Source organism: Nocardioides campestrisoli (genome assembly GCF_013624435.2).
GTDB lineage: Bacteria > Actinomycetota > Actinomycetes > Propionibacteriales > Nocardioidaceae > Nocardioides > Nocardioides campestrisoli.
In genome coordinates, this window is the sequence record NZ_CP061768.1 from 2,056,826 (window position 1) to 2,080,280 (window position 23,455).

Annotated in this window: 19 protein-coding genes; 9 read left to right on the forward strand and 10 right to left on the reverse strand. The window is 71.5% G+C overall.

The genetic code is table 11. The annotated features are described in order from the left end of the window. Positions 1-183 precede the first annotated feature (183 nt). Both H8838_RS09755 and H8838_RS09760 read left to right on the forward strand, forming a co-directional pair. Complete coding sequence (locus H8838_RS09755; RefSeq protein ID WP_185996189.1) at positions 184-387, forward strand: hypothetical protein; 204 nt, start codon at positions 184-186, stop codon at positions 385-387. A 323-nt stretch (positions 388-710) separates the two neighbouring features. After that, positions 711-3,605 (forward strand): M36 family metallopeptidase, encoded by a 2,895-nt coding sequence (locus tag H8838_RS09760; RefSeq protein WP_224766506.1) that lies wholly within the window; start codon positions 711-713, stop codon positions 3,603-3,605. An 81-nt stretch (positions 3,606-3,686) separates the two neighbouring features. On the opposite strand, the gene H8838_RS09765 is transcribed toward H8838_RS09760, so the two are convergent. Continuing rightward, positions 3,687-4,490 carry an alpha/beta fold hydrolase gene (locus H8838_RS09765; protein WP_185996187.1) on the reverse strand — a complete coding sequence of 268 codons (804 nt, stop codon included), beginning with the start codon at positions 4,488-4,490 and terminating at the stop codon, positions 3,687-3,689. Positions 4,491-4,532: 42 nt separating this feature from the next. Between H8838_RS09765 and H8838_RS09770 the strand changes: the two genes are divergently transcribed. Then, a complete protein-coding gene (locus tag H8838_RS09770; RefSeq protein ID WP_185996186.1) occupies positions 4,533-6,305 on the forward strand; it encodes a GNAT family N-acetyltransferase in 1,773 nt (590 codons plus the stop codon). A 14-nt stretch (positions 6,306-6,319) separates the two neighbouring features. Here H8838_RS09770 and H8838_RS09775 read toward each other — a convergent pair whose 3' ends face one another. After that, entirely contained in the window at positions 6,320-8,698 is a 2,379-nt protein-coding gene (locus H8838_RS09775; RefSeq protein WP_185996185.1) for an ATP-binding cassette domain-containing protein, read from the reverse strand. 80 nt (positions 8,699-8,778) lie between these two features. On the opposite strand from H8838_RS09775, the gene H8838_RS09780 reads away from it, so the two are divergent. Beyond that, on the forward strand, positions 8,779-9,237 hold the full coding sequence (locus tag H8838_RS09780; protein ID WP_185996184.1) for a VanZ family protein: 459 nt from the start codon (positions 8,779-8,781) through the stop codon (positions 9,235-9,237). Positions 9,238-9,260: 23 nt separating this feature from the next. Here the strand turns inward: H8838_RS09780 and H8838_RS09785 are convergent, their stop codons facing one another. Next, on the reverse strand, positions 9,261-11,018 hold the full coding sequence (locus H8838_RS09785; protein ID WP_185996183.1) for an alkaline phosphatase D family protein: 1,758 nt from the start codon (positions 11,016-11,018) through the stop codon (positions 9,261-9,263). A 78-nt stretch (positions 11,019-11,096) separates the two neighbouring features. Between H8838_RS09785 and H8838_RS09790 the strand changes: the two genes are divergently transcribed. The 5 genes from H8838_RS09790 to H8838_RS09810 all read left to right on the forward strand — a co-directional run bounded on the left by H8838_RS09790 (position 11,097) and on the right by H8838_RS09810 (position 16,406). After that, complete coding sequence (locus tag H8838_RS09790; protein ID WP_185996182.1) at positions 11,097-11,966, forward strand: LppM family (lipo)protein; 870 nt, start codon at positions 11,097-11,099, stop codon at positions 11,964-11,966. A gap of 108 nt (positions 11,967-12,074) precedes the next feature. Next, the gene (locus H8838_RS09795; RefSeq protein WP_185996181.1) at positions 12,075-13,598 is read left to right on the forward strand and encodes a helix-turn-helix domain-containing protein; all 1,524 of its coding nucleotides are present in this window, start codon (positions 12,075-12,077) and stop codon (positions 13,596-13,598) included. A gap of 58 nt (positions 13,599-13,656) precedes the next feature. Further along, complete coding sequence (locus tag H8838_RS09800; RefSeq protein ID WP_181310988.1) at positions 13,657-14,454, forward strand: glycerophosphodiester phosphodiesterase; 798 nt, start codon at positions 13,657-13,659, stop codon at positions 14,452-14,454. Next, positions 14,454-15,824: an MFS transporter gene (locus tag H8838_RS09805; RefSeq protein WP_185996180.1), complete on the forward strand. Its 1,371-nt coding sequence runs from the start codon at positions 14,454-14,456 to the stop codon at positions 15,822-15,824. Before H8838_RS09800 ends, H8838_RS09805 begins: the two co-directional genes overlap by 1 nt. Before the next feature lie 195 nt (positions 15,825-16,019). Beyond that, on the forward strand, positions 16,020-16,406 hold the full coding sequence (locus tag H8838_RS09810; protein WP_181310990.1) for an RNA polymerase-binding protein RbpA: 387 nt from the start codon (positions 16,020-16,022) through the stop codon (positions 16,404-16,406). 24 nt (positions 16,407-16,430) lie between these two features. On the opposite strand, the gene H8838_RS09815 is transcribed toward H8838_RS09810, so the two are convergent. The 7 genes from H8838_RS09815 to kdd form a co-directional block, all read right to left on the reverse strand. Beyond that, positions 16,431-16,949: an FxsA family protein gene (locus tag H8838_RS09815; protein ID WP_185996179.1), complete on the reverse strand. Its 519-nt coding sequence runs from the start codon at positions 16,947-16,949 to the stop codon at positions 16,431-16,433. Between the two features lie 7 nt (positions 16,950-16,956). Next, positions 16,957-17,688, reverse strand: coding sequence for a polyprenol monophosphomannose synthase (locus tag H8838_RS09820; RefSeq protein WP_185996247.1), 732 nt, complete (start codon positions 17,686-17,688; stop codon positions 16,957-16,959). A 13-nt stretch (positions 17,689-17,701) separates the two neighbouring features. Then, positions 17,702-19,243 carry an apolipoprotein N-acyltransferase gene (lnt, locus tag H8838_RS09825; protein ID WP_185996178.1) on the reverse strand — a complete coding sequence of 514 codons (1,542 nt, stop codon included), beginning with the start codon at positions 19,241-19,243 and terminating at the stop codon, positions 17,702-17,704. A gap of 329 nt (positions 19,244-19,572) precedes the next feature. Then, on the reverse strand, positions 19,573-19,965 hold the full coding sequence (gene kal, locus H8838_RS09830) for a 3-aminobutyryl-CoA ammonia lyase (RefSeq protein WP_185996177.1): 393 nt from the start codon (positions 19,963-19,965) through the stop codon (positions 19,573-19,575). Next, complete coding sequence (gene kamE, locus H8838_RS09835; protein WP_224766507.1) at positions 19,962-20,708, reverse strand: lysine 5,6-aminomutase subunit beta; 747 nt, start codon at positions 20,706-20,708, stop codon at positions 19,962-19,964. Before kamE ends, kal begins: the two co-directional genes overlap by 4 nt. After that, positions 20,705-22,303: a lysine 5,6-aminomutase subunit alpha gene (gene kamD / locus H8838_RS09840; protein ID WP_185996176.1), complete on the reverse strand. Its 1,599-nt coding sequence runs from the start codon at positions 22,301-22,303 to the stop codon at positions 20,705-20,707. Before kamD ends, kamE begins: the two co-directional genes overlap by 4 nt. Further along, positions 22,303-23,325, reverse strand: a complete 1,023-nt coding sequence (gene kdd, locus H8838_RS09845; protein WP_185996175.1) for an L-erythro-3,5-diaminohexanoate dehydrogenase — start codon at positions 23,323-23,325, stop codon at positions 22,303-22,305. Before kdd ends, kamD begins: the two co-directional genes overlap by 1 nt. Positions 23,326-23,455: the final 130 nt, after the last annotated feature.

Here is a 23,455-nt window from a genome sequence, read left to right on the forward strand (position 1 = left end):
GACGATCAGGTCAACTTCGCCAGGCACTCTCTACCTGGCCCCCCGGAGCGGTGCACGAGACTGCAACTCGTCGCACCTCGACATGTCGCTTCGCCAGTTCGGAACGAGCCGGGACGAGCAGCGGTTGCGGACTGCTCAGAGTTGGCAAAGTGCTTGCCATCTCCAAGAAGGCGGCTCCTTAACGTGCCGTCCATCGCGCACATGGAAATGCTGATCCCATCCGGCGCTGCGGGTATCGCCGACGAAGAACGTCGACAGGAAAAGGCGACGCTCAGCCGCGGCATGGTCGATGACTACTTGGCGGGATCTGTCATCGCTCTTCATGATTTCTCCTGCGCCATGCAGCAAGTTCCGCGCCCTGTTGATGCCACACAGGGACGGCCGTGATCTGCGACGGCGTTCCGTCACTCCTCAGGCTCCCGCCGTGACCCGAGAGCACCAGGAGATTGACATAACTATATCTGCCGGGCTGACCGGCGGTCATTCGCGTGCTTCCAGTCCCGGTGCTTACCGGCGGGGAGCACAAAAGGAACTCCTGAGTTCATTCTGAGGACCGCGAAGGTGATTGCGTCCTTTCCAAGGCTTCCCACGGCGTACCGACGAGGAGTACAACGAGATTCCCCTCTTTCTCGGACACGGTGACCGCGGTCGCCGGAAGGGACCCACCGATGCACCTCAATTCTCGGGTAGGAGGGATCGGCGCTGCCTTCGTGACGCTCTCCCTCGCCGCTGCACTTGCACCGTTCGCCTCGTCGGCCTCTCCGGCGGGCTCACCACCAGCAGGCCCACCAGGCGGGAGCGCCGCTGGCTTCCAGGGCGAGGGCTCCCCCTCCCTCGACAAGGACGTCCGCGACGGCCGGGCCGCGCCGACCGCGAAGCAGCGGTCCGCCGTCGACGACCTCGACGCCACCGCTCGGTGGAACAAGCTCGGTACGCCGGCCGTGCTGATGGCCACCGACGAACCTCTCGCGGCCGGGCTGCCTGCCGACCCTGAGGCCGCCGCGCTCGACTTCCTCGCCGGGGCCCGCGACATCCTGGGCCTCACCGCCCGCGGCGCCGCGTCGGTCGAGGTGCTGGCCAGCCGGCCGTTGGGCAAGGACGCCGACGTGGTGATCGTGCGCCAGCAGTTCGGCGACCTGCCAGCCGGGGTCGACGGCATCGCCTCCGTGGGCATGCGCGACGGCAAGGTGCTCTACGTCAGCTCGTCGCTGGCGCGCGACGCGGCGGCACCTGAGCCCGCCACCCTGACGGCGGCCGACGCCGAGCGGCTCGCCGCCCGCGACGCCGGCATCGCCGAGCCCGTCGTGCTGGAGACGACCGAGGTCGCCGTGCCCGTGCCGGGCGCGACGGCCCGTGCCGCCTTCCAGGTGGTGCTCCGCTCCGAGGAGGACGAGTCCACCGGTTTCGCCAGCTACGTCGACGCCCGTACCGGCGAGGTGCTGGTCCGGGAGGACCTCATGGACCACGACTCCGACAACCCCGAGTGGGAGGTGTTCCCGAGCAGCCCGCCGGTGGACTACTCCTCCACCGACGCCCGGGTGACGTGGTGCTGGACGTCACTGGCCGGTTGTGAGGAGACGGTGGGCACGAGCGCCTCGCTGCCGTGGGACGTCGACCCGACGACCAACGAGCCGACTTACACCACCCTGGGCAACAACGCCATCGCGGTCGAGAACCGCAACAGCAACAGCTCGCGGACCGTCGGCACCGAGACGGCGACCCCGTCGCCGACCCGGGAGTACGCCTACCCGTGGACCAACCAGTGGTACGAGCAGGGGTGCAACCCCGCGACGACGTTCGGCTCCCCCGCGAACGCCGACCTCGACGCCGCCCGCGCGAACCTCTTCGCCATGCACAACCGGATGCACGACTGGTCGTACCACCTCGGCTTCGTCGAGAGCACCTGGAACATGCAGAAGGACAACCTCGGCCGGGGTGGTCTCGGCAACGACTACGAGCAGGGCAACGCCCAGGCCGGCGCGATCTCGGGCGGTCCGCCCAGCTTCGCCGCACGCAACAACGCCAACCAGTTCACCCCGCCCGACGGCCAGGCGCCCATCACCAACATGTACATGTGGCAGCCGATCGCCGGCTCCTTCTATGCCCCGTGCGTCGACGGCGACTACGACATGAGCGTCATCGGCCACGAGTACGGCCACGCGATCACCAACCGGATGATCGCCGGCCCCGACGCGGGCGTCTCCTCGCCGCAGGGCATGAGCGAGAGCTGGAGCGACCAGCTCGCCATGGAGTACCTGCACGAGCACGGCTACGCACCGAAGGGCCTCCAGGCCTTCACCATCGGCCAGTACACGACCGGCGACGCCGTGGCCGGCATCCGCAACTACAACATGAGCCGGAGCCCGCTCAACTACAGCAACATCGGCTACGACGTCACCGGCCCGCAGGTGCACGCCGACGGCGAGATCTGGACCGCGACCAACTTCGACATCCGGCAGGCCTTCATCGGCCGGTACGGCGCCGGGGACGCGGCGCTGAACAAGTCGTGCGCCAACGGCCAGACGCCGGTGAGCGGGTGCCCGGGCAACCGGCGCTGGATGCAGCTGGTCTTCGACTCGTTCCTGCTGATGGCCAACAGCCAGGTCAGCCAGGTCGACTCCCGCAACGCGCTGCTGGCCGCGGACCTGCTCCGCTTCAACGGCGCCAACCAGGACATCCTCTGGAACGCCTTCGCCCGCCGCGGCCTCGGCGAGGGTGCCACCAGCGCCGGCTACGCCGACGCGGACCCGACGCCGAGCTTCCGGTCGGCGTACGCCAGCGAGTCCGTGGTCACCTTCGCGCCGCGCGACGAGCGGGGTCGCCTGGTGCGCAACGCCCAGCTCTTCGTGGGCGACTACCAGGCCCGGGCCGTGCCGGTCGCCGACACCGACCCGACGACCGCGCTGCCCGACCGGGTGGAGATGGTGCCCGGCAACTACGAGTTCGTGGCCCGCGCCCCCGGGCACGGTCACGCTCGCATCCCGCTGACGGCCCTGGCCGCCGGCAAGAAGAAGACCCTCAAGCCGCGGATGGACACCAACCTGGCGTCCGCCGCCAACGGCGCGGTCGTCGAGGGCACGGGCAACGATCTGGGCAACCTCGTCGACGACGAGGAGGGCACCCAGTGGGCTGCCCTCGGCGCCCCGGTCGCGGACCAGCACGTCATCGTCGACCTGGCGGGCACCAAGCGCCAGGACGTACGGCGGGTGCAGGTCAGCGCGCACCTGCGTCCGGCTGCCACGGGCGAGCCGAGCCAGAGCCGCTACTCGGCCCTGCGGCAGTTCGAGGTGTGGTCGTGCTCCGTGGCTCGTGGGGTCGACTGTGACGAGCAGGACGAGTTCACCCGGGTGTTCGTCAGCCCGAAGGACGCGTTCCCGGCCACGGCGCCCCGGCCGCGGGCACCGGACCTGATCATCCGGTCGTTCGACATCCGGCGCACCAAGGCGACCCACCTGTGGCTCCAGGTCGTCACCAACCAGTGCACCGGCGGGCCGGACTACGCCGGTGAGCAGGACCAGGACCCGCGCGCGGTCACGGACTGCTCGGAAGGCAGCGACCAGGACCTCAACGTGCGAGCCACGGAGTTCCAGGCCTTCGGCCGCTGATCGGCCGCTGATCGACGGCCCGGGGCCCCGGCACGTTCGCGTGCCGGGGCCTCGGCGTCGGGTCCTGGCGACGGCGCCGACTCACTCTCCGTTGGCGGCAGACGCCCCGTGCAGCGCCTGCACCTGCTCGTGCAGCAGCCCGGGCCAGCGAGCCACGTCCTCCGGCGTGCTCGCCAGCATCAGGTCGCTCCCCCGGACCAGCGAGACCAGCGCCTCAGCGGTGCTCTGGGGGTGGGACGGGTCGTCGGTCCAGGCCAGCACCGTCGTCGGGACGGCGATCCGGGCCACGCCGTCGCGTGGCGGCAGGTCCGTGAGCGCTGCTCCGCGGAACAGGGTGGGCAGCAGCTCCTTCGGGACGTCGGGCACGGTGCGCGGGGCACCGACCGTCGCCGGCGGCGGCACGACGGCGGCACCGACCGCGACGAACGCCTCGAACCCCTCGCGGTCCACCAGATCGGCGGCCTCCAGGTAGTCCTGGGACTTCGCCGCCCGGGTCTCCCAGGCGGTCGGCGGGACCACCAGGGTCAGCGCGGAGAAGCGCTCCGGGGCCCGGGTGATCGCGTGCAGCAGGGTGCCGCAGCCCATGGAGGGGCCGACCCCGTGCACCGCCTCTCCGGGGAACACGTGGTCCAGCAGTCGCAGCAGGTCGTCGGCGAGCGCCTCCCACCGGTAGTCCTCGGGCACCTGGCGCCCGGTGGACCGCCCGTGCCCGCGGGCGTCGTACCGCAGGAGCCGGGTCCCGCTCAGGCCGAGCCCGAGGTCCAGGTCGAGCAGCCGGTCCCGGTACCGGCTCGAGGTGAGGCCGTGCAGCTGGACGACGGGAGCGCCGCCTTCGTCGCTCAGCTCCCAGTCCAGCTCGGCGTGGGGCACGGGAAGTCTGGGCAAGCCGGGGCTCCTGTCCGTCGCGGGAGACCTAGGGTACGGCTCATGCGCCTGACCAACATCGCCCATCTGCGGCTGCCGTTCGGTCGGTTGCGCACCTACGAGCTGACGGTCGCCCCGACCGGTCGCGCCTTGCCGGTCTCCTTCGACCAGCGCCGCCACGTCGCCGCCGGCGACCGCGAGGGCTCGTGGATGGCGCTCTCCTTCCGGCTCCCCTCCCCCCGCCCGGTGCACGAGGTGGAGGCGGCGTGGCGGGCGGTGCTGCTGCGGCACGGGACGCTGCGCTCGGTCTTCTCCCCCGGGCCAGACGGGCCCGAGCTGCAGGCGGTCACGATCGGCGAGGGACGGTGGGTGGAGCACCCGATCGGCGCGGGCCAGGCGGTGAACGACGCGCTGCGCGAGCTGCTGGACACCACCTGCCGCCCCTGCGCCGCACCTTCCCACCGGCTGTGCCTGCTGGAGACGGCGGACGGGCAGACGGTGGTGGTCGCCGCCGACCACGCCCATGTCGACATGTGGTCGATGCTGGTGATCGCCCGGGACCTGCTCAGCGCCCTGGACGCCGTCCGGCTGGGCCACGAGCCGTTCGCCGGCCTGCCCGGCCCTCCCCCGTTCGCGGAGCACACGGCTGCGCTGCGGGCGAAGGAGCCGGCGCCCGAGGAGGTGCGGGAACGCTGGCGCACCACCCTGGAGGAGTCCGGTGGGGTGATGCCGCGGTTCCCGATGTCGCTGGGCGAGGACGACGGGATGCACCGTGAGCGGGTCGAGGTGCGCGACGTGCTGGACGTCGACGAGAGCGCCTCCCTGGGCGCCCGCGCTGCTGAGCTGGGCGTCTCGACGCTGGCGGTGGTCGTGGCCGCGATGACCCGGGTGACCCGGGTGCTGGCGGACGAGCCCTTGCGCGCGGTCTTCCCGGTGCACAGCCGCTACGAGCCCACGTGGCACGACTCGGTGGGCTGGTTCATCACCAACTCGGTGCTGCACAACGACGACCCCGACCCACGAGCGGCGGCTGCCGCGGTCAAGGACGCCGTACGGCTGGGTTCCTGGCCGCTGGAGGACGTGCTCGCCCCCTGGGGCGGGATGCCCGAGGCGCCCGGCATGTTCGCGATCTCCTGGCTGGACCTGCGCCGGCTTCCGGTCCGGGTCGACGCCACCGGGTTGGAGGCGCAGTACGTCGGAGCCTCCATCCTCACCGACGGAGTGATGCTCTGGTTCGTCCTCGACGAGACCGGGCTGCACCTGCGCTGCCGCTATCCCGACACCGACGAGGCGCGCCGCCACGTCGGGCGGTGGCTGGACCTGCTCGTCACCGAGCTGCGCCGGGAGTCCCAGGAGGCCGCGGGCGGCCTGCTGACCGCCGGCGGGCGCACCTTCCGGCTGGCGCGGGCGACCCGCAGGGACGTGCCGGCTCTGGTCGCGCTGCTGGCCGGCGACGAGGTCGGAGCCGGCCGGGAGTCCGACGACCTCGCCCGCTACGAGGCGGCGTACGACCGGATCGCCCGTGACCCCGGGCAGCTGCTGGTCTCGGTACGCGACGAGCAGGCCGCCGTGGTCGCCACGATGCAGCTCTCGGTGATCCCGGGGCTCTCCCGGGAGGGCACCACCAGGCTGCAGGTCGAGGGGGTCCGCGTCGACCCGGCGCTCCGCGGCGCCGGACTCGGGACCGCGATGCTGGAGTGGGCGCACGAGCACGGGCGCGCTCGCGGCGCGACCCTGGCCCAGCTCACCTCCGACGCCCGGCGTGCCGACGCCCACCGGTTCTACGCCCGGCTCGGGTACGTCGAGAGCCACCGTGGCCTGAAGCGGCCGCTCTAGCGGTCCCGGACGACCTAGGCGCCGACGTACTCGGCCAGGTGCTGGCCGGTCAGCGTGGAGCGCTCCGCCACCAGGTCGCTCGGCGTCCCCTCGAAGACGATGCGGCCGCCGTCGTGCCCGGCCCCCGGTCCCAGGTCGATGATCCAGTCGGCGTGCGCCATCACCGCCTGGTGGTGCTCGATCACGATCACCGAGCGTCCGGAGTCGACGAGCCGGTCCAGCAGCCCGAGCAGGTTCTCCACGTCGGCCAGGTGCAGCCCGGTGGTCGGCTCGTCGAGGACGTAGACCTCGCCCTTCTCCCCCATCTGCGTGGCGAGCTTGAGTCGCTGCCGCTCGCCCCCGGACAAGGTGGTGAGCGGCTGACCCAGCTTGACGTAGCCGAGCCCGACGTCGGAGAGCCGCGCCAGGATCTTGTGGGCCGCGGGGACCTTGGCCTCGCCGGTGGCGAAGTGCTGCTCCGCCGCCTCGACCGACATCTCCAGCACCTCGGCGATGTTCCGCCCGCCCAGGGTGTACTCCAGGACGGCCGCCTGGAACCTCCGCCCATCGCACTCCTCGCAGGGCGTCGCCACCGTCTCCATCACGCCCAGCTCGGTGAAGACCACGCCCGCTCCGTTGCAGGTCGAGCAGGCGCCCTCGGAGTTGGCGCTGAACAGCGCCGGCTTCACCCCGTTGGCCTTCGCGAAGGCCTTGCGGATCGGCTCGAGCAGACCGGTGTACGTCGCGGGGTTGCTCCGTCGGGAACCCTTGATCGCGCCCTGGTCGATCACCACCACCCCGTCCCGTCCGGCGACCGAGCCGTGCACCAGGGAGCTCTTGCCCGAGCCGGCCACGCCGGTCAGCACGCACAGCACCCCGAGCGGGATGTCGACGTCGACGTCGCGCAGGTTGTGCGTGCCCGCCCCGCGCACCTCCAGCGCACCGCTGGCACTGCGCACCGACTCCTTGAGCCGAGCCCGGTCGTCCAGGTGGCGCCCGGTCACGGTGTCGCTCCCCCGCAGCCCGTCCACCGAGCCCTCGAAGCAGACGGAGCCGCCGGACGAGCCCGCTCCGGGCCCGAGGTCGACGACGTGGTCGGCGATGCCGATGGTCTCCGGCTTGTGCTCGACCACCAGCACCGTGTTGCCCTTGTCCCTCAGCTGGAGCAGCAGCGTGTTCATCCGCGCGATGTCGTGCGGGTGCAACCCGATGGACGGCTCGTCGAAGACGTAGGTGACGTCCGTCAGGGACGAGCCCAGGTGGCGGATCATCTTGGTGCGCTGGGACTCCCCGCCCGACAGGGTGCCCGCCGGGCGGTCCAGGGAGAGGTAGCCGAGCCCGATGTCGACGAACGAGTCGAGCAGGTGGCGCAGCCCGCCCAGCAGCGGAGCCACCGAGGGCTCGTCCAGCTCCTCGACCCACCGGGCCAGGTCGCTGATCTGCATCTGGCACAGGTCGGCGATGTTCTTCCCCCGGATCCGCGAGCCGCGAGCCGCGGCGTTGAGCCGCGTCCCCTCGCACTCGGGGCACCGCTGGAAGGTGACCGCCCGCTCCACGAAGCGGCGTACGTGCGGCTGCATCGCCTCGGGGTCCTTGGACAGCATCGACTTCTGGATCTTGGGGATGATCCCCTCGAAGGTGACGTTGATCCCGTCGACCTTCAGCTTGGTCGGCTCGGCGTGCAGCATGGTGTCCAGCTGCTTGGCGGTGAACGCGGAGACGGGCTTGTCCATCGGCAGGCCCGCGCCGCGGAAGAGCCGTCCGTACCAGCCGTCCATGGAGTAGCCGGGCACGGTCAGCGCACCCTCCTCCAGCGACTTGGTGTCGTCGTACAGGGCGGTCAGATCGATGTCGGTGACGTTGCCGGTTCCCTCGCACCGCGGGCACATGCCGCCGAGGTAGACCTCGTCCTTGACGATCTTCTTCTCGACCCGGCCGCCCTTCTCCGTGGTCATCACGCCGCCGGCCCGCCGGGTGGGGACGTTGAACGAGAAGGCCGGCGGCGGTCCGACGTACGGCGTGCCCAGGCGGCTGAACAGGATCCGCAGCAGCGCGTTTGCGTCGGTGGCGGTGCCGACCGTGGAGCGCGGGTTGGCACCCATCCGCTCCTGGTCGACGATGATCGCGGTCGTCAACCCGTCCAGCTGGTCGACCTCGGGGCGGGCGAGCGTGGGCATGAAGCCCTGGACGAAGGCGCTGTAGGTCTCGTTGATCATCCGCTGCGACTCCGCCGCGATCGTGGCGAAGACCAGGGAGCTCTTGCCGGACCCGGAGACCCCGGTGAAGACGGTGAGCCTGCGCTTGGGCAGCTCGACGGAGACGCCCTGCAGGTTGTTCTCCCGCGCTCCGACCACCCTGATCAGGTCGTGCTGGTCTGCCGGGTGGGCCTCCCCGGCCCGCGTGCTGGTGGTCATCGGTGCTCCGTCCGTGGTGAGGGCGGCCACACGCTACTCCGAAGTCGGGACCGTTGGCCCGGCCCAGGCACACTGGTGCGATGTTCCACCGCCACCCCTTCCTCAGCCTGCTCTCCGGGGCGTACCTCGTCTTCGTGGGGTGGCTCACCCTGACCCCCGACGCCCTCGGCGAGCGGGAGGTCGGACTCGCCTCCCGGCTGCTGGACGCCCTGCACCGCCGGGGGTACGCGGAGTCGATCGACTACATGCGCCTGGAGTTCCTCGCCAACATCGCACTCTTCGTGCCGGTCGGCATGTTCCTGCTGCTGCTCTTCGGGGCCGGCGGCTGGTGGCTGGCGGGGTTGTCGTCGTTCGGCCTGACCCTCTTCATCGAGACCGCCCAGCGGCAGATCCCGGGCCGGGTGCCGGATCCGCGTGACCTGGTCGCCAACACGCTCGGGGGACTGATCGGGATCGCGCTCACCCTCGTGCTGACCCTGCCCGCGACCTTGCGACGACGACGGCGGCGCCGGGCTCGTCAGCAGGCCGCGAGCGCCTGAGCCACCACCACGGCGGGCGGCGATCAGGAGCGGGGCGCCTCGACAGGCGCCTCGACACGGTGCTCGGCGACCGTGGCCAGCCTGGGCAGGTCGTGCTGCTCGTCCACGATCTCGCCGGTGAACCAGCGCATCCGTGCCGTCCTGCCGTCGACCTCGAGGACGGCCACGTTGTTGTCGAACCACGGCCCCTCCAGGTAGCGCCACTCCAGCGGCGGCGCCGGGACCTGGGCGGAGCGGGAGACCACCCGGCCGAGCGGCCCGGCCACCCCGTAGGACAGGGCCGCCGTGGCGAACCGCATGCTCCGGGGCAGCGGGTTGCGGATCGGCGAGCACACCGCCTGCAGCAGGTGGCTGCGCAGCCCGGTGCCCAGGGGGTGGGCGGCTACCCGGGCCTGGCTGACGTAGCTGTGGTGGACGTCGCCGGAGAGGAACACGACACTGCTGGGCGCCTGTCCGCGCTCGCCACGCGCGACCTCGATCGCCATCCGCGCCACCCGCTGGAACGAGTCCTGGAACGCCGCCCAGTGCTCCAGGTCGACGAGCTGGCGCAGCGACTCGCCCACCCGGCCCAGCGCCCGGCCCCAGGCTCCCTGCGCCAGTGCCTCGGAGAACGCCTCGACGTGGTGCAGGCCGGGGGCGAGCAGGAACGGGACCGAGGTGCCGATCAGCAGGTGCTCGACGTCGCCGCGCATCCGGTGGTCGAGCCACTCCAGCTCGGCGGGGTCCAGCATCGCGCGACCGTCGGGATCCAGGACCCGGGCTGCGCGTGAGTCGACCACCACCAGGCGCGCCTGCGGACCGAGGTCACGCTCATAGCTCCAGCGGTAGGCCTCGGGGTCCCGGTCCACCTCGGCGGCGAAGGCGTCGAGGGCCTCGCTCAGGTCCAGCTCGTCAAGCCCGTCGTGCTTGACCACCTGGAGCCACAGCGGGTCCTCCAGCCGCTCCTGGGGCGAGAGGTTGCCCGCGTGCTGGTAGACCCAGTACGACGCCAGCGCGGCGACGATGCGCCCGTGCCACCACGACGTCGCCTCCATCTTGCGCCGCCAGCTCAGGGAGGTGTTCCAGTCGTCGCGCACGTCGTGGTCGTCGAAGATCATCGCGCTGGGCACCGTCGAGAGCAGCCACCGGTTGACCGGGTCGCTCCACGCCAGCAGGTAGAGGTGGGCGTACTCCTCGAAGTCGCGCAGCTCCTCCCCCGGCGGCTCGTCGAGGTCGCGCCGGGAGGCGATGAACTCCCGCATCTCCTCGGTGGTCTCGTCGGCGTAGACCTGGTCGCCCAGGAAGAGCATCAGGTCCGGTCGCGCCAGGCCGTCCGGCCCGCGCTTCGCGTCCGGGTCGGGCGCGAGGCCGGCCAGGCTCAGTGCATAGGCCCGCAGCGCGTCCACCCCGTGCGCGCGGTTGCCCTCCGCGTCGTGCGGGACCGACGTCCGGCACGACCCGTAGAGGAGTCGTAGCGGCCGGTCGAGGTCCAGCGTGGCCAGCACCGGCGCGGGTGTGCGCGCGCCCGGCTCAGGCCACACCGGGTGACCGTCGAGCCCCACCTCGTACTCGACCTGGCTGCCCGGTTCCAGTCCCTCGAGGTCGACCAGCGCGTAGTGGTGGCCGTGCACGCCGAAGGTGCGGGCCTCGGCCGTGACTCCCCCGCGGTCCACCTTCACCACCGCGGCCCGGTCCGTCTCGACCCAGATGGTTGCCGACGTCTCGTCGACGTAGCGCAGGAGCGGCCCGAGCACCAGTGCCGGGGCCGGGTCGGGCGTCGTGGCCCGGTCGGGGAGTGACATGCCAGCGATTATCGCCACACGTCCACAACTTTGGTCGATCGGCGGACGATAGCGGAGAAGCCCACTACCTTCTGGCGCATGCGTAGATTGATCATTCCTGCCCTGCTCGCGGTCACCGCCATGCTGGCCCTGAGCGGATGCGTCAAGCTCGACGCCGAGCTCGAGGTGCACGAGGACGAGACCGTCAGCGGCACCATGACCCTGGCCATGTCGAAGAAGGCGATCGCCATGGTGGAGGAGATGACCGAGGGCTTCGGCGAGCTCGGGGCGAGCCTCGACGAGGTCACCGGCGAGGAAGGGACCGAGGAGCCCGACGGCAGCGGTACAGCCGATCTGGACCTGCCCGACGACGACCTGACCAAGGGCATGACCGAGGAGATGTTCCCGACCGAGGACCTGCCCGAGGGCGCCGAGGTGGAGGCCTACGAGGACGACAAGTTCCTGGGCCAGACCATGACCTTCACCCGCATCTCCGTCGGCGAGCTCGGCGACCTCGTGGCCGCGACGTCCGACGAGGAGGCCGCGGACTCCCAGCCCGGCAAGGGGTGGAGCCTGACCCGCGAGGGCGACACGTACGTCTTCGAGGGCAACGCCGACTTCTCCGAGGAGGGGGCCGAGGAGGAGGCAGACGCGATGGGCATGGAAGGCCTCTTCGAGGACTCCGAGCTCCGGATCGCGGTCACCTTCCCGGGTTCGGTCGTGGACTCCAACGGCGAGGTCGACGGCAACACCGTGACCTGGCGCCCGGCGTTCGGCGAGACGCTCGAGATGCGCGCCGAGGCCGCGGCATCGGAGGAGTTCCCCGTCTGGCCGGTGGTCGGTGCGGTCTCCGGCGTGCTGCTGCTGGCCGGTCTGGTGCTGGTCGCCGTGCGGGAGCGGCGTCGGCGCGACGGCGGCGCCGGCACGACCTCGACCCTGTCGGCGGACCCGCACCAGCCGGTCTCCTGACGTCATCGCCCCGGGCGTACCCTGCAGGACGAAGACTTGGAGAGCCGCGTCGCCGACACCACAGGTCGGCGACGTGGCTCTATCTCATATCTGAGATAACGTGGAGACATGACGGATTACCTCGGCCGGATCGGCAACCTGATCCGCGACGCGCGCAAGCACCGCGGCATGACCCAGCAGCAGCTCGCCGAGACCCTCGGCACGAGCCAGAGCGCGATCAACCGCATCGAGAAGGGCCACCAGAACCTCTCGCTGGAGATGCTGGCGCGCATCGGCAGCGCCCTGGACAGCGAGATCGTCGCGGTGGGTGCCGGGCCGACGCACCTGAGGGTCACCGGACCCACCACCCTGGCCGGCAAGATCGAGGTCAAGACCTCGAAGAACGCCGGCGTGGCGCTGCTCTGCGCCTCCCTGCTCAACCGCGGCCGCACCACGCTGCGCAAGGTGGCCCGGATCGAGGAGGTCAACCGCCTGCTGGAGGTGCTGGACTCCCTGGGGGTGCAGACGCGGTGGCTCAACGAGGACAACGACCTCGAGATCGTGCCTCCCGCCGCGCTGGACCTCAGCGCGATCGACGAGGAGGCCGCCCGCCGGACCCGCTCGGTCATCATGTTCCTCGGCCCGCTGCTGCACCAGGCGGAGGCCTTCGACCTGCCGTACGCCGGTGGCTGCAACCTCGGCACCCGCACCGTCGAGCCGCACATGTCCGCCCTGCGCCCCTTCGGCCTGGAGGTGAAGGCCAGCGAGGGCGCCTACCACGCCCAGGTCAACCGGGCGGTCGCCCCGGAGCGCCCGATCGTGCTCACCGAGCGCGGCGACACGGTCACCGAGAACGCCGTGATGGCGGCTGCGCTGCACCCGGGACGCACGGTGATCCGCAACGCCTCGTCCAACTACATGGTCCAGGACCTCTGCTTCTACCTGCAGAAGCTCGGCGTCGAGATCGAGGGCGTCGGCAGCACCACCCTGGTCGTGCACGGCGTGGAGCGGATCGACGTCGACGTCGACTACTCCCCCAGCGAGGACCCGATCGAGGCGATGTCGCTGCTCGCGGCCGCGATCGTGACCCGCTCGGAGATCACCATCCAGCGGGTGCCGATCGAGTTCCTGGAGATCGAGCTGGCGCTGCTGGAGGAGATGGGCTTCCAGTACAGCCGCTCCGAGGAGTACGTCGCCAACAACGGCCACACCCGGCTCGTCGACCTCACGACGCGGCACTCCGAGCTGCACGCGCCGCTGGACAAGGTGCACCCGATGCCCTTCCCGGGGCTCAACATCGACAACCTCCCGTTCTTCGCCGTGATCGGCGCGGTCGCCGAGGGCCAGACGCTGCTGCACGACTGGGTCTACGAGAACCGGGCGATCTACCTGACCGAGCTCAACAAGCTCGGCGCCGACGTCAAGCTGCTCGACCCGCACCGGGTGATGATCGAGGGCCCCACCCGCTTCTCCGGCGCCGAGATCGTCTGCCCGCCGGCACTGCGCCCGGCGGTGGTGATCCTGCTGGCGATGCTCGCCTCCAAGGGCACCTCGGTCCTGCGCTCGACGTACGTGATCCACCGCGGGTACGAGGACCTGGCCGAGCGCCTCAACACCCTGGGCGCCAACATCGAGTCGTTCCGCGACATCTGATCGGTCGCCACGACCTCGCCGCCGGGCCCCCGGGGGCGAGGTCGTGGATACTGCCGGGGTGATCGGACGAGCCACGGGCGTGCCCTACCTGGACGACGGCCGGCCCGTCCTGGCCTTCGCCCACCGCGGCGGGGCCTACCACCCCGGGCTTGAGGGCTTGGAGAACACCCGCACCGCCTTCGCCCACGCCGTCGGCCTGGGGTACCGCTACCTGGAGACCGACGTGCACGTGACGTCCGACGGGGCGTTGCTGGCCTTCCACGACGCCGTCCTCGACCGGGTCACGGACCGGACCGGCGCGGTGGCCACCTCCACCCTGGCCGAGGTGCAGGGCGCCCTGATCGGTGAGTCCGAGCGGATCCCGCTGCTGACCGAGCTGCTCGAGTCTTTCCCGCACGCCCGCTTCAACCTCGACATCAAGGCCGACGGCGCGGTGGCCCCGCTCGCGCACCTGATCGCCGAGCACCAGGCCTGGGACCGGGTGATGGTGGGCTCCTTCTCCCCCCGCCGGCTGCGGGCCTTCCGCCGGCTCACCGGCGGCCGGGTGCCCACCTCGGCCCACCCGCTGGAGGTGGTGGCCTACCGGCTGCTGCCCAGCGGCCGGCTGGCGCGCCTGCTGACCCCCGGCCGGCCACGGGCACTCCAGGTGCCCCACACCCGGGGACGGCTCACCGTGGTGACCCCCGGCCTCGTCCGGCGTGCGCACGCCGCGGGCCTGCACGTTCACGTGTGGACGATCGACGACCCCGACGAGGCCCGGGCACTGCTCGACCGTGGGGTGGACGGGCTGATGACGGACCGGACGGACATACTCAGGGACGTCCTGCGAGAGCGCGGGCTGTGGAGGGAGAGCTGATGACGCACGAGGTGGCGCCGGCGACGGCGGACAAGGCACGGCCTGGGTGGCCCGTGGTCGCCTGGAGCCTGTGGGACTGGGGAGCCGCGGCGTTCAACGCCGTGATCACCACCTTCGTCTTCAGCGTCTACATCACCTCCGACGACTTCGGACCCGGCGCGAGCAGCAAGCTGGGCTGGGCGCTGGCGACCGCGGGGCTGCTCATCGCCGTGCTGGCGCCCGTCAGCGGTCAGCGGGCCGATCGCTCGGGTCGGCGCGGCTTCTGGCTCGCGGTCAACACCGGACTGGTCGTGCTGGCCGCGGTGGGCATGTTCTTCGTCCGCCCCTCCCCCGACTACCTGTGGCTCGGGCTCCTGCTGCTCGCCGCCGGCAACGTCTTCTTCGAGCTCGCGCAGGTCAACTACAACGCGATGCTCAACGAGATCTCCACGCCGCAGACCGTCGGCCGCGTCTCGGGCCTGGGCTGGGGGCTGGGCTACATCGGCGGGATCGTGCTGTTGCTGTTCGTCTACTTCGGGTTGATCAGCCCGGACGTCGGTCTCTTCGGGGTCACCGACGAGGACGGGTCCAACGTCCGGGTCGCGATGCTGGTCTGCGCGGTCTGGACGGCCGTCTTCAGCCTGCCCGTGATCCTCACCCTGCGCGACCGTCCCTCCTCGGCCGCCGACGCGGACGAGGCGGGCGAGCGGGTCGGGATCGTCGAGTCCTACCGGCACCTGTTCCGCACCATCCGCGACCTGTGGCGCCACGACCGCAACACCGCGTACTTCCTGGGCGCCTCCGCGGTCTTCCGGGACGGGCTGGCCGGGGTCTTCACCTTCGGCGGCGTGCTGGCTGCCGGAGCCTTCGGATTCTCCGACGGGGACGTGATCATCTTCGGCGTCGCCGCCAATCTGGTGGCGGGGGTCGCCACCATCGCCTTCGGGGCGCTCGACGACCGGCTGGGGCCCAAGCGGGTGATCGTCCTCTCCCTGAGCTGCATGCTGGGAGCCGGCGCGGCGGTCTTCGCCCTGCACGACCAGGGCACCACGATGTTCTGGATCTTCGGGCTCGTGCTGTGCATCTTCGTCGGCCCGGCGCAGTCCGCCTCGCGTACCTTCCTGGCGCGCCTGATCCCGGAGGGCGAGGAGGGTGAGATCTTCGGTCTCTACGCCACCACCGGGCGCGCGGTCAGCTTCATGGCTCCGGCCGCCTGGTCCACCGCCATCATCCTCGGCGCGGCCGTGACCGGGGTGAGTGATCGCGACGACGTCATGCACTGGGGAATCCTCGGCATCCTCGCCGTCCTGGCGATCGGCCTGTGCCTGCTCCTGCCGGTACGGGACGGGCTGAGCAAGGACTCCGCGCTCATGGCGGATGCCACCGACTGAGCCCTGCCACACGTCACCTACGCGTGCAATGCCCCACATTGGGTACGTCGGGTGCGTGGAATGCGACAGCGACGGCTACGGTTGAACAGATAACCACGCCTGACGTGCGTGACCTCCCCGGTCGCGGCACGTTGTGCTGTGTGTCGGAGGCTCGTCGTCGACGAGTGTGGACCAAGACTTTCTGGAGGTGGCTCAATGGCGGAGCGCACATTGCGGGGCGCACGGCTCGGTGGGCAGAGTTTCGAGGACGAGCGCGGGATCGAGTTCGCGGCTCGGCAGCAGGTGGGTTACCGCTGCAAGAGCGGGCACGAGTTCGAGATCACGATGTCGGACGAGGCTGAGATCCCCGCCAACTGGGAGTGCCCCCGGTGTGGCAGCGAGGCCCTGAGCACCGACGGCATCCTGCCCGAGGCGAAGGTCGAGAAGCCGGCGCGTACCCACTGGGACATGCTGCTGGAGCGTCGCTCGGAGAAGGAGCTCGAGGAGATCCTGAAGGAGCGCCTCGAGCTGCTGCGTGGCGGCGAGATCGGTCCGGCCCACCTGCACCGGGCCAACGCCAAGAAGCGCGTGCGCTCGGCCTGACCGCCGGACGCGTCCCGCGATCCCTCAGGGATCCACCACCTCACCCCGGACCACCGGGCCGCCAGGCTCGGACCCGGGGTGTCGTGCGTCCGGGGGCGGTCCGAACCCGGGCCCTGGCCTGCGGGCGCCCTCCCCCGGCCGGCCGAAGCCCAGCGTCCCGGCGACCACCCGGCGCTCCAGCGCCGAGGTGAGCCAGCGACGGGCGATGGGCCGGGTGACCGGCAGGATCAGCAGCAGCCCGAAGACGTCCGAGAGGAACCCCGGGGTCAGCAGCAGCGCTCCGCCGAGGACGATCAACGCACCGTCGGCCAGCTCGCGGGTGGGCATCCGGCCGCTGGCGAGTCTGTCGCTGAGCGATCGCCAGGCCCGTACGCCCTCGCGCCGGATCAACCAGCTGCCCAGCACGCTCATCAGGATCAGCAGCCCGATGGTCCACCAGGCGCCGATCACCTGACCCACCTGGATCAGGACCCACAGCTCGGCCAGCGGTGCGGCCAGCAGGAGGACGGGCAGCCAGAGGGGAAGGCGTCGAGCGGTGCTCATACCTCCATCATGCCGAACGCCGCCCAACCAGGCGCCGCAGCTGGGCGCGACGCTCGGCCAGACCCCACAGGGTGATCCGGCGCAGGGACTCGCTGGCCACCTGGCCGCTCATCTTGGAGTCCCCGCGCTCGCGCTCCACGAACTCGATCGGCACCTCCACGACCCGGAACCCGTGCCTCAGCGTGCGGTGTGCCAGGTCGGTCTGGAAGACGTAGCCCGCGGACTGGACCGAGGAGAGGTCGATCGCCTCGAGCACCTCGCGACGGAAGAGGCGGTAGCCGGCGGTCGCGTCGCGCACGGGCATGCCCAGCAGGATCCGGGCGTAGAGGTTGCCGCCCCGGGAGAGCAGCTCACGGCTCTTGGGCCAGTTGACGATCGAGCCGCCGGGCACCCAGCGCGAGCCGATCACCAGGTCTGCGCCGTCGGCCAGGGCCTCCCGCAGCCGGTGGAGCTGCTCGGGCTGGTGCGAGCCGTCGGCGTCCATCTCGCCGATCACGTCGAAGCCCCGCTCGAGCGCGACGCTGAAGCCGTGCAGGTACGCCGCCCCCAGACCGGCCTTCTCGGTGCGGTGCAGCACCTGGACGTGGTCGTCGTGGGCGGCCAGCTCGTCGGCGATCTTGCCGGTGCCGTCGGGAGACCCGTCGTCGACGACGAGGACGTGCCCGTCGGGCTCCGCCGTACGCAGACGCCCGACGATCCACTCGATGTTGGACGCCTCGTTGTAGGTCGGGATGACCATGATGGTGCGGTCGCTACCAGGACTCGACAGGCTCACGCAGGCTCCCTCGTCTCGGCGGCGTGCCCGGCGAGCATAGGGCATCGCCTCGTCCCCGTCTCGCTCCCAGGACACAGCCGATCAGGGCCAGCAGCACCGCCGCCCGGCCGGGCCACGGACCCATCGCGACGGCCGGGGTGATGCCGTCGTCGAGCACCACGTCCTGGACCAGGACACTGGTCGTGCGAGGCCGCGCCTGGTCGACGACGCTCCCGTCGGGCGCGATCACGCCGCTCACCCCGTTGGTCGCGGCGACGACCACCGACCGCCCGGTCTCCAGCGCCCGGAGCCGGGTGATCTCGTACTGCTGCTGGATCTGGTGGGTGCGGATGAACATCGCGTTGCTCGTCTGGACCGCCAGCACCTGCGCGCCGTTGCCGAGCTGCTCGTGGATCGCGTCGTCGTAGGCGACGTCGAAGCAGATCGCGTCGGCCACCCGCCACGGCCCCACCACGAGCGGGTCGGTCCGGGTGCCGCTGAGCATGTCGCGGCCGATGAGTCGAAGCTTGCCGAAGTTGCCGGTGACCAGGGTGTCACGCCAGGGGATGTACTCCCCGAACGCGACCGGGTGCCGCTTGGTGTAGCGGTCCCCCGGTCCGGTCTGCGGGGACCAGACGATGCCCTGGTTGAGCACGGCGTCCGGCTCCTCGCCGTCGGTCATCGCACCGATCAGGATGGGCGCGTCGATCGTCGCCGAGGCGCGCTCGATCCCGGCGTTGACCTCGGCGTCGCGGAACGGGTCGACCGCCGTCGAGTTCTCCGGCCAGACCACCAGGTCCGGCGCCTCCACCTCTCCCGCCCGCACCTGGGCGGCGAGGTCGATCGTGGCCTCGACGTGGTTGCGGGTCACGTCGCGGTGCACCGCCACGAGGTCGTCACCGGACCCCGGGACGTCCCCCTGCACCACCGCGATCCGCATGGTGGCGTCCTCCTCCACCTGCCACGGCACCACGGTGCCCCACAGGGTGAGCGCGAGCAGGCCTGCGGCCACGGGAGCCGCCTGGCGCAGCGGCGGCCGTTCGCTGACCCACCAGGCCAGGGCGGCCCCGGTGCCGGCCAGCAGCAGGCTCAGCCCCGTGAAGCCCAGCCACGGCAGGGACGCCGCCCACCAGGTGTCGGCCACGGTGTAGGAGAGCCGGCCCCACGGCAGCCCGCCGAACGGCCAGCTGCTGCGGATCGTCTCCACCGCAACCCAGCACAGCGCCGACCAGACCGGCCACCAACGGAGCCGGCCGACCAGGGCGAGCGCACTGCCCAGCGGCGCGACCACCACGGCCTGCGCGGCCGACAGGGCCAGCCACGCGTCCCAGCCGACCGCACGCATCCACCAGAGCAGGACGAAGAAGTGGCCGATGCCGAAGACCAGACCCGGGAGCAGCGCCGCTCGGGCGCGCATGCCGCGCACCGACAGCACCAGCAGGGCCACGGAGACCGGGGCGAGGATCGTCCAGCCGACGGGAGCCGAGGCCAGCGCCAGGAGCACGCCCGCCGTGCCGGCGAGCAGAGTACGGCGCAACACGTCGCCAACCTACCCGGTGGGCCCCCGCGGCACGGGTGCGGAGCAGGGTGACGGAAGGGGCGACAACGCTTCGGACCGACGCGCCAGCCATTGGAGATGACCGTCGAGAAGTTGTCTAAGGGGCTGCCGCCCCTCCCGCGCCCGCCCTCGCGACGGCGGGACCGATCTCCGTGGACCAGGTGATGCGGATGGTGGCGCCCCACCCGTTGACCCGCCCACTCGGACATCGGTCCGCCTCCCACGATCTGCATGAGCGGACACCGCACAGTGCCGCCGATCGGGCCGCGAAGTCAACCCGTCGGCGACACCGGTCCAGCACTCGGTCCGGACTACGTCCCGGGAACGACCACGGTGCCCCGGGCCCGGGTGGCAACCAGCGGCGGGTCGAGCAGTCGGCTCGCCCCGGGGGCCTCCGCCGTCGGCTCTCCGCGCGCCACGACCCGCAGCTCCAGGTCGAGGGTGCGGGACCGGGTGCCCACCCGCGCGAGGCGGCACGAGACCTCGACCACGTCCCCTGCCCGGACCGGGGCGAGGAACTGCACCTCGGCGTACGAGGCGAACAGCCCTTCGTCCCCGTCGGTGCGGATGCACATCTCGGTCGCGACGTCGCCGAAGAGCGCGAGCGAGTAGGCCCCGTCCACGAGGTTGCCGGCGTAGTGGGCGTGGGAGTACGGCACGTAGCGCCGGTGCACCACCAGCTCCCCCACCTCGGGCGCGCTCATGCCGGCTCCCTCTCCGTGCTCCGCTCCCGCATCCTGTGCACCAGGTAGGAGGCGACCTCCCCGGGCGTCGTACCCCGGGAGAACACCCGGTCCACCCCGAGGTCGGCCGCCATCTTCTCGTCGAACCGGGGGCCGCCGACCACGAGCAGCGGACGCCGCTCGCCGGGGAAGGCCTCGCTGAACGCAGCCGACATCTCCCGGGCGTTGAGCAGGTGGGCGTCGCGCTGCGTGACCACCTGCGAGACCAGGACCGCGTCCGCGCCCTCGTGCTGGGCGGCGCTGACCAGGTCGGGGATGGAGACCTGGGCCCCGAGGTTGACCACCTTGACCTCGCGGTAGTACTCCAGCCCCTTCTCCCCCGCGAAGCCCTTGATGTTGAGGATCGCGTCGATGCCCACCGTGTGCGCGTCCGTGCCGATGCAGGCACCTACGACGACCAGCCGACGGCGTAGCAGGCTTCGCAGCTCCGTGTTGACCTCCGCGGGGGTCAGCAGGGCGTAGTCCCGCTCGACGACCTCGACCGTGTCGGTGTCCACCAGGTGGCTCACCCGGCCGTAGACCACGAAGAAGGTGAAGTCGTTCCCCACCGGGCGGGCGTGCACCACCATCGCCGGGTCGAGTCCCATCTTGTTCGCGAGCTGCTCGGCAGCCCCTTCGGCGACCTTCGAGTGCGGCAGGGGCAGCGTGAAGGAGAGCTGCACCATCCCGTCGCCGGTGGTGTCGCCGTACGGTCGGACGATCACGGTGCCTCCTGCAGGATGTCGGTCGCGGGGTTGAGGTAGGTCTCGGACTTCGCGCAGACCCCGTCCAGGCCTCGGCCCCGGTCCGCGGGCCGCTTCATCAGCCCGAAGGTGCCGTCGCCGATGGCGTCGAGCAGCCCGCGCTCGTGCCCGTCGCCGACGATCCGCTCGAGCAGACGGACGGACTCGCCCAGGACCTCACGCCCGCGGCTGGCGATGAATCCGTCCGGCGCCGGGTGGAAGTCCTCGTGCAGCCTGCCGGCGGACTCCATCACGTACCGGACGTTGCGCAGCGCGAGGTCGCGGTCCGAGAGCCACGGGGTGACCACCGCCTCGGTCATCATCCCGACCAGCAGGATGCCCTGCCCGGTCAGGGCGCCGGCCAGGTTGAAGAAGCCGTCGAGCAGGTAGCCGCCGAAGATGTCCCCGGTCATGTGCCGGGTCGGCGGCATCCACTTGAGCGGGGCGTCGGGGAAGAGCTCGCGGGCCAGCAGCGCGTGCGCCAGCTCGAGCCGGAAGGAGTCCGGCACGGCGGGGTCGATCTCGAAGGCGTGGCCGAGCCCCAGCTGCCAGTCCTCGAGCCCGGCCTCGTGCGCGAAGTACTCGTTGAGCAGCTGGCTGGTGGTCACCGTGTGCGCCGCCTCCACCGCGTCCGCGGTGGTGAGGTAGTTGTCCTCCCCGGTGTTGATGATGATCCCCGCGCGGGCGTGCACCTGCCGGCTGAAGCGCTGGTCGACGAAGGTGCGGATCGGGTTGATGTCGCGGAAGAGGATCCCGTACATCGAGTCGTTGAGCATCATGTCGAGCCGCTCCAGCCCGGCCAGCGCGGCGATCTCCGGCATGCACAGCCCGGAGGCGTAGTTGGTCAGCCGCACGTAGCGCCCGAGCTCGCGACTCGTCTCGTCGAGCGCGGCCCGCATCAGCCGGAAGTTCTCCTGCGTCGCGTAGGTGCCCGCGAAGCCCTCGCGGGTCGCCCCCTCCGGCACGTAGTCCAGCAGCGACTGCCCGGTGCTGCGGATCACCGCGATCACGTCGGCGCCCTCCCGCGCGGCCGCCTGGGCCTGCGGGATGTCCTCGTGGATGTCGCCGGTCGCGACGATCAGGTAGATCCAGGGCTTCCGAGGCGCGTCCCCGATCTCCGTGACCAGCTGCTCGCGCTCGGCGCGGCGCTCGTCCAGGCGCCGGATGCCGTGGCCCACCGCCTGCCGAGCTGCCTGCCCGGCCCGGTCGGCGTCGTCGCCGGTGGGCAGCCGGAACCGCACCGAGCCGGCACCGGCCTTCTCGGCCAGTCCCGCCAGGTCGTCGGCCTCGCCACGCAGCAGCGCGTCCCAGACCGGCAGGCTGACACCGTGCGCCAGCCCACCGTCGGCGTCGAGGTCGGCCCGGACGGTGTCGACCAGCCGGTTGACCCACGGGATGCCGTCGGCGTCCGCGCCGCCGAGGCCGGCCAGGCGCAACGTCGCCCGCTCCACCGAGACGGTGGTGTGCCTCCGGGCCAGGTCGACGATCGGTGCGCCCGCCTGGGCCGCGAGCTCGCGGGCGCGGGTGACCAGCTCGGGCGGCAGCGCCAGCCGGGAGGTCGGCGTCTGCGCGGCCATCAGAGCCTGCTCTCGAACAGCGCGCGGACGCCCGCGTGCCGCCGGACGAGCTCGAGCGCCAGGTCCGCGTGACCGGGCACGTAGCCGTTGCCGACCAGCATGGTGACGTCCGCGACCAGGCCCTCGGCGCCCAGCGCCGCAGCGGGGAACGAGGTGGCCATCGAGAAGAAGACCACCGTGCCGCCGTCCGCGGTGGCGAGCACCGCCCCGCCCTCGCAGCCGGGGACGTCGACGCAGACCACGGTGACGTCCGCGGGCCCACCGGCCGCCCCCATCGCGTCGCGCAGGGCGACCGGGTCGCGGGCATCGACCACCAGCACGTCGTCGGCCAGGCCGGACCGGCGCAGCGCCTGCGCCTCCGCCTCGTGCGGGACGACGCCGACCAGCCGGCCGGCACCCGACTCCCTCGCGGCAGCCAGGCTGAGGCTGCCCGACTTCCCGCCGGCGCCGATCACCAGCACCCGAGGAGCGTCGTACGTCGTGACCACCCGGCTGGTCAGCGCGGGCGCGCCGCAGACGTCCAGCACCGCCAGCGCGAGGTCCGCGGGGAGGTCGTCCGGCAGTCGCGCGGCCATCGAGCGGCCGAAGAGGATCGCGTAGCCGTCGCAGGGCACCTGCTCGGACCGACCGTCCCAGCCGGCCAGGCCGTCCTCGACCACCAGCGGGGTGAGAGTCAGGGAGACCAACGTCGCCACCCGGTCCCCCACGCTCAGGCCAAGCGGCGAGAGCGGGCCGACCTCCTCGACCACGCCGACGAGCATCCCGCCGGAGCCGGTCTCGGGGTTCTGCATCTTGCCGCGGGTACGGACGATCTCCAGCACCTCGGCCCGGACGCGCTCGCCGTCCCCACTGTGTCGACGCTCCAGCTGCCGGAACGAGGCAGCGTCCAGGTTGAGCCGCTGCACCCTGACCCGGACCTCGTCGGGCCACAGGGACGGGCGGGTGTCCAGCTGGGCCGCCGCCTGCGGCAGCACCGGCAGCTCGTCCAGCACCCGGTGCAGGCCGAACGGGTCGGCAGTCACCCTCTCGCGCGTCGTCACATGTTCCTCCGTCTCAAGGGTCGTAGACCGCAAATCCTTCGGCGAAATGGTGGACGCGCCGAATGTTGTGCTCGTACTGTTCCAGATCTGTGGTCCACCTCACAAGCGCATC

Coding starts and splice junctions, on each gene's coding strand:
- H8838_RS09780 (WP_185996184.1), top strand. CDS start 8,779: ATGTTCCACCGCCACCCCTTCCTCAGCCTGCTCTCCGGGGCGTACCTC.
- H8838_RS09810 (WP_181310990.1), top strand. CDS start 16,020: ATGGCGGAGCGCACATTGCGGGGCGCACGGCTCGGTGGGCAGAGTTTC.
- H8838_RS09770 (WP_185996186.1), top strand. CDS start 4,533: ATGCGCCTGACCAACATCGCCCATCTGCGGCTGCCGTTCGGTCGGTTG.
- H8838_RS09775 (WP_185996185.1), bottom strand. CDS start 8,698: ATGACCACCAGCACGCGGGCCGGGGAGGCCCACCCGGCAGACCAGCAC.
- H8838_RS09805 (WP_185996180.1), top strand. CDS start 14,454: ATGACGCACGAGGTGGCGCCGGCGACGGCGGACAAGGCACGGCCTGGG.
- H8838_RS09795 (WP_185996181.1), top strand. CDS start 12,075: ATGACGGATTACCTCGGCCGGATCGGCAACCTGATCCGCGACGCGCGC.
- kal (WP_185996177.1), bottom strand. CDS start 19,965: ATGAGCGCGCCCGAGGTGGGGGAGCTGGTGGTGCACCGGCGCTACGTG.
- kamD (WP_185996176.1), bottom strand. CDS start 22,303: ATGGCCGCGCAGACGCCGACCTCCCGGCTGGCGCTGCCGCCCGAGCTG.
- H8838_RS09820 (WP_185996247.1), bottom strand. CDS start 17,688: ATGGTCATCCCGACCTACAACGAGGCGTCCAACATCGAGTGGATCGTC.
- H8838_RS09785 (WP_185996183.1), bottom strand. CDS start 11,018: ATGTCACTCCCCGACCGGGCCACGACGCCCGACCCGGCCCCGGCACTG.
- H8838_RS09790 (WP_185996182.1), top strand. CDS start 11,097: ATGCGTAGATTGATCATTCCTGCCCTGCTCGCGGTCACCGCCATGCTG.
- H8838_RS09815 (WP_185996179.1), bottom strand. CDS start 16,949: ATGAGCACCGCTCGACGCCTTCCCCTCTGGCTGCCCGTCCTCCTGCTG.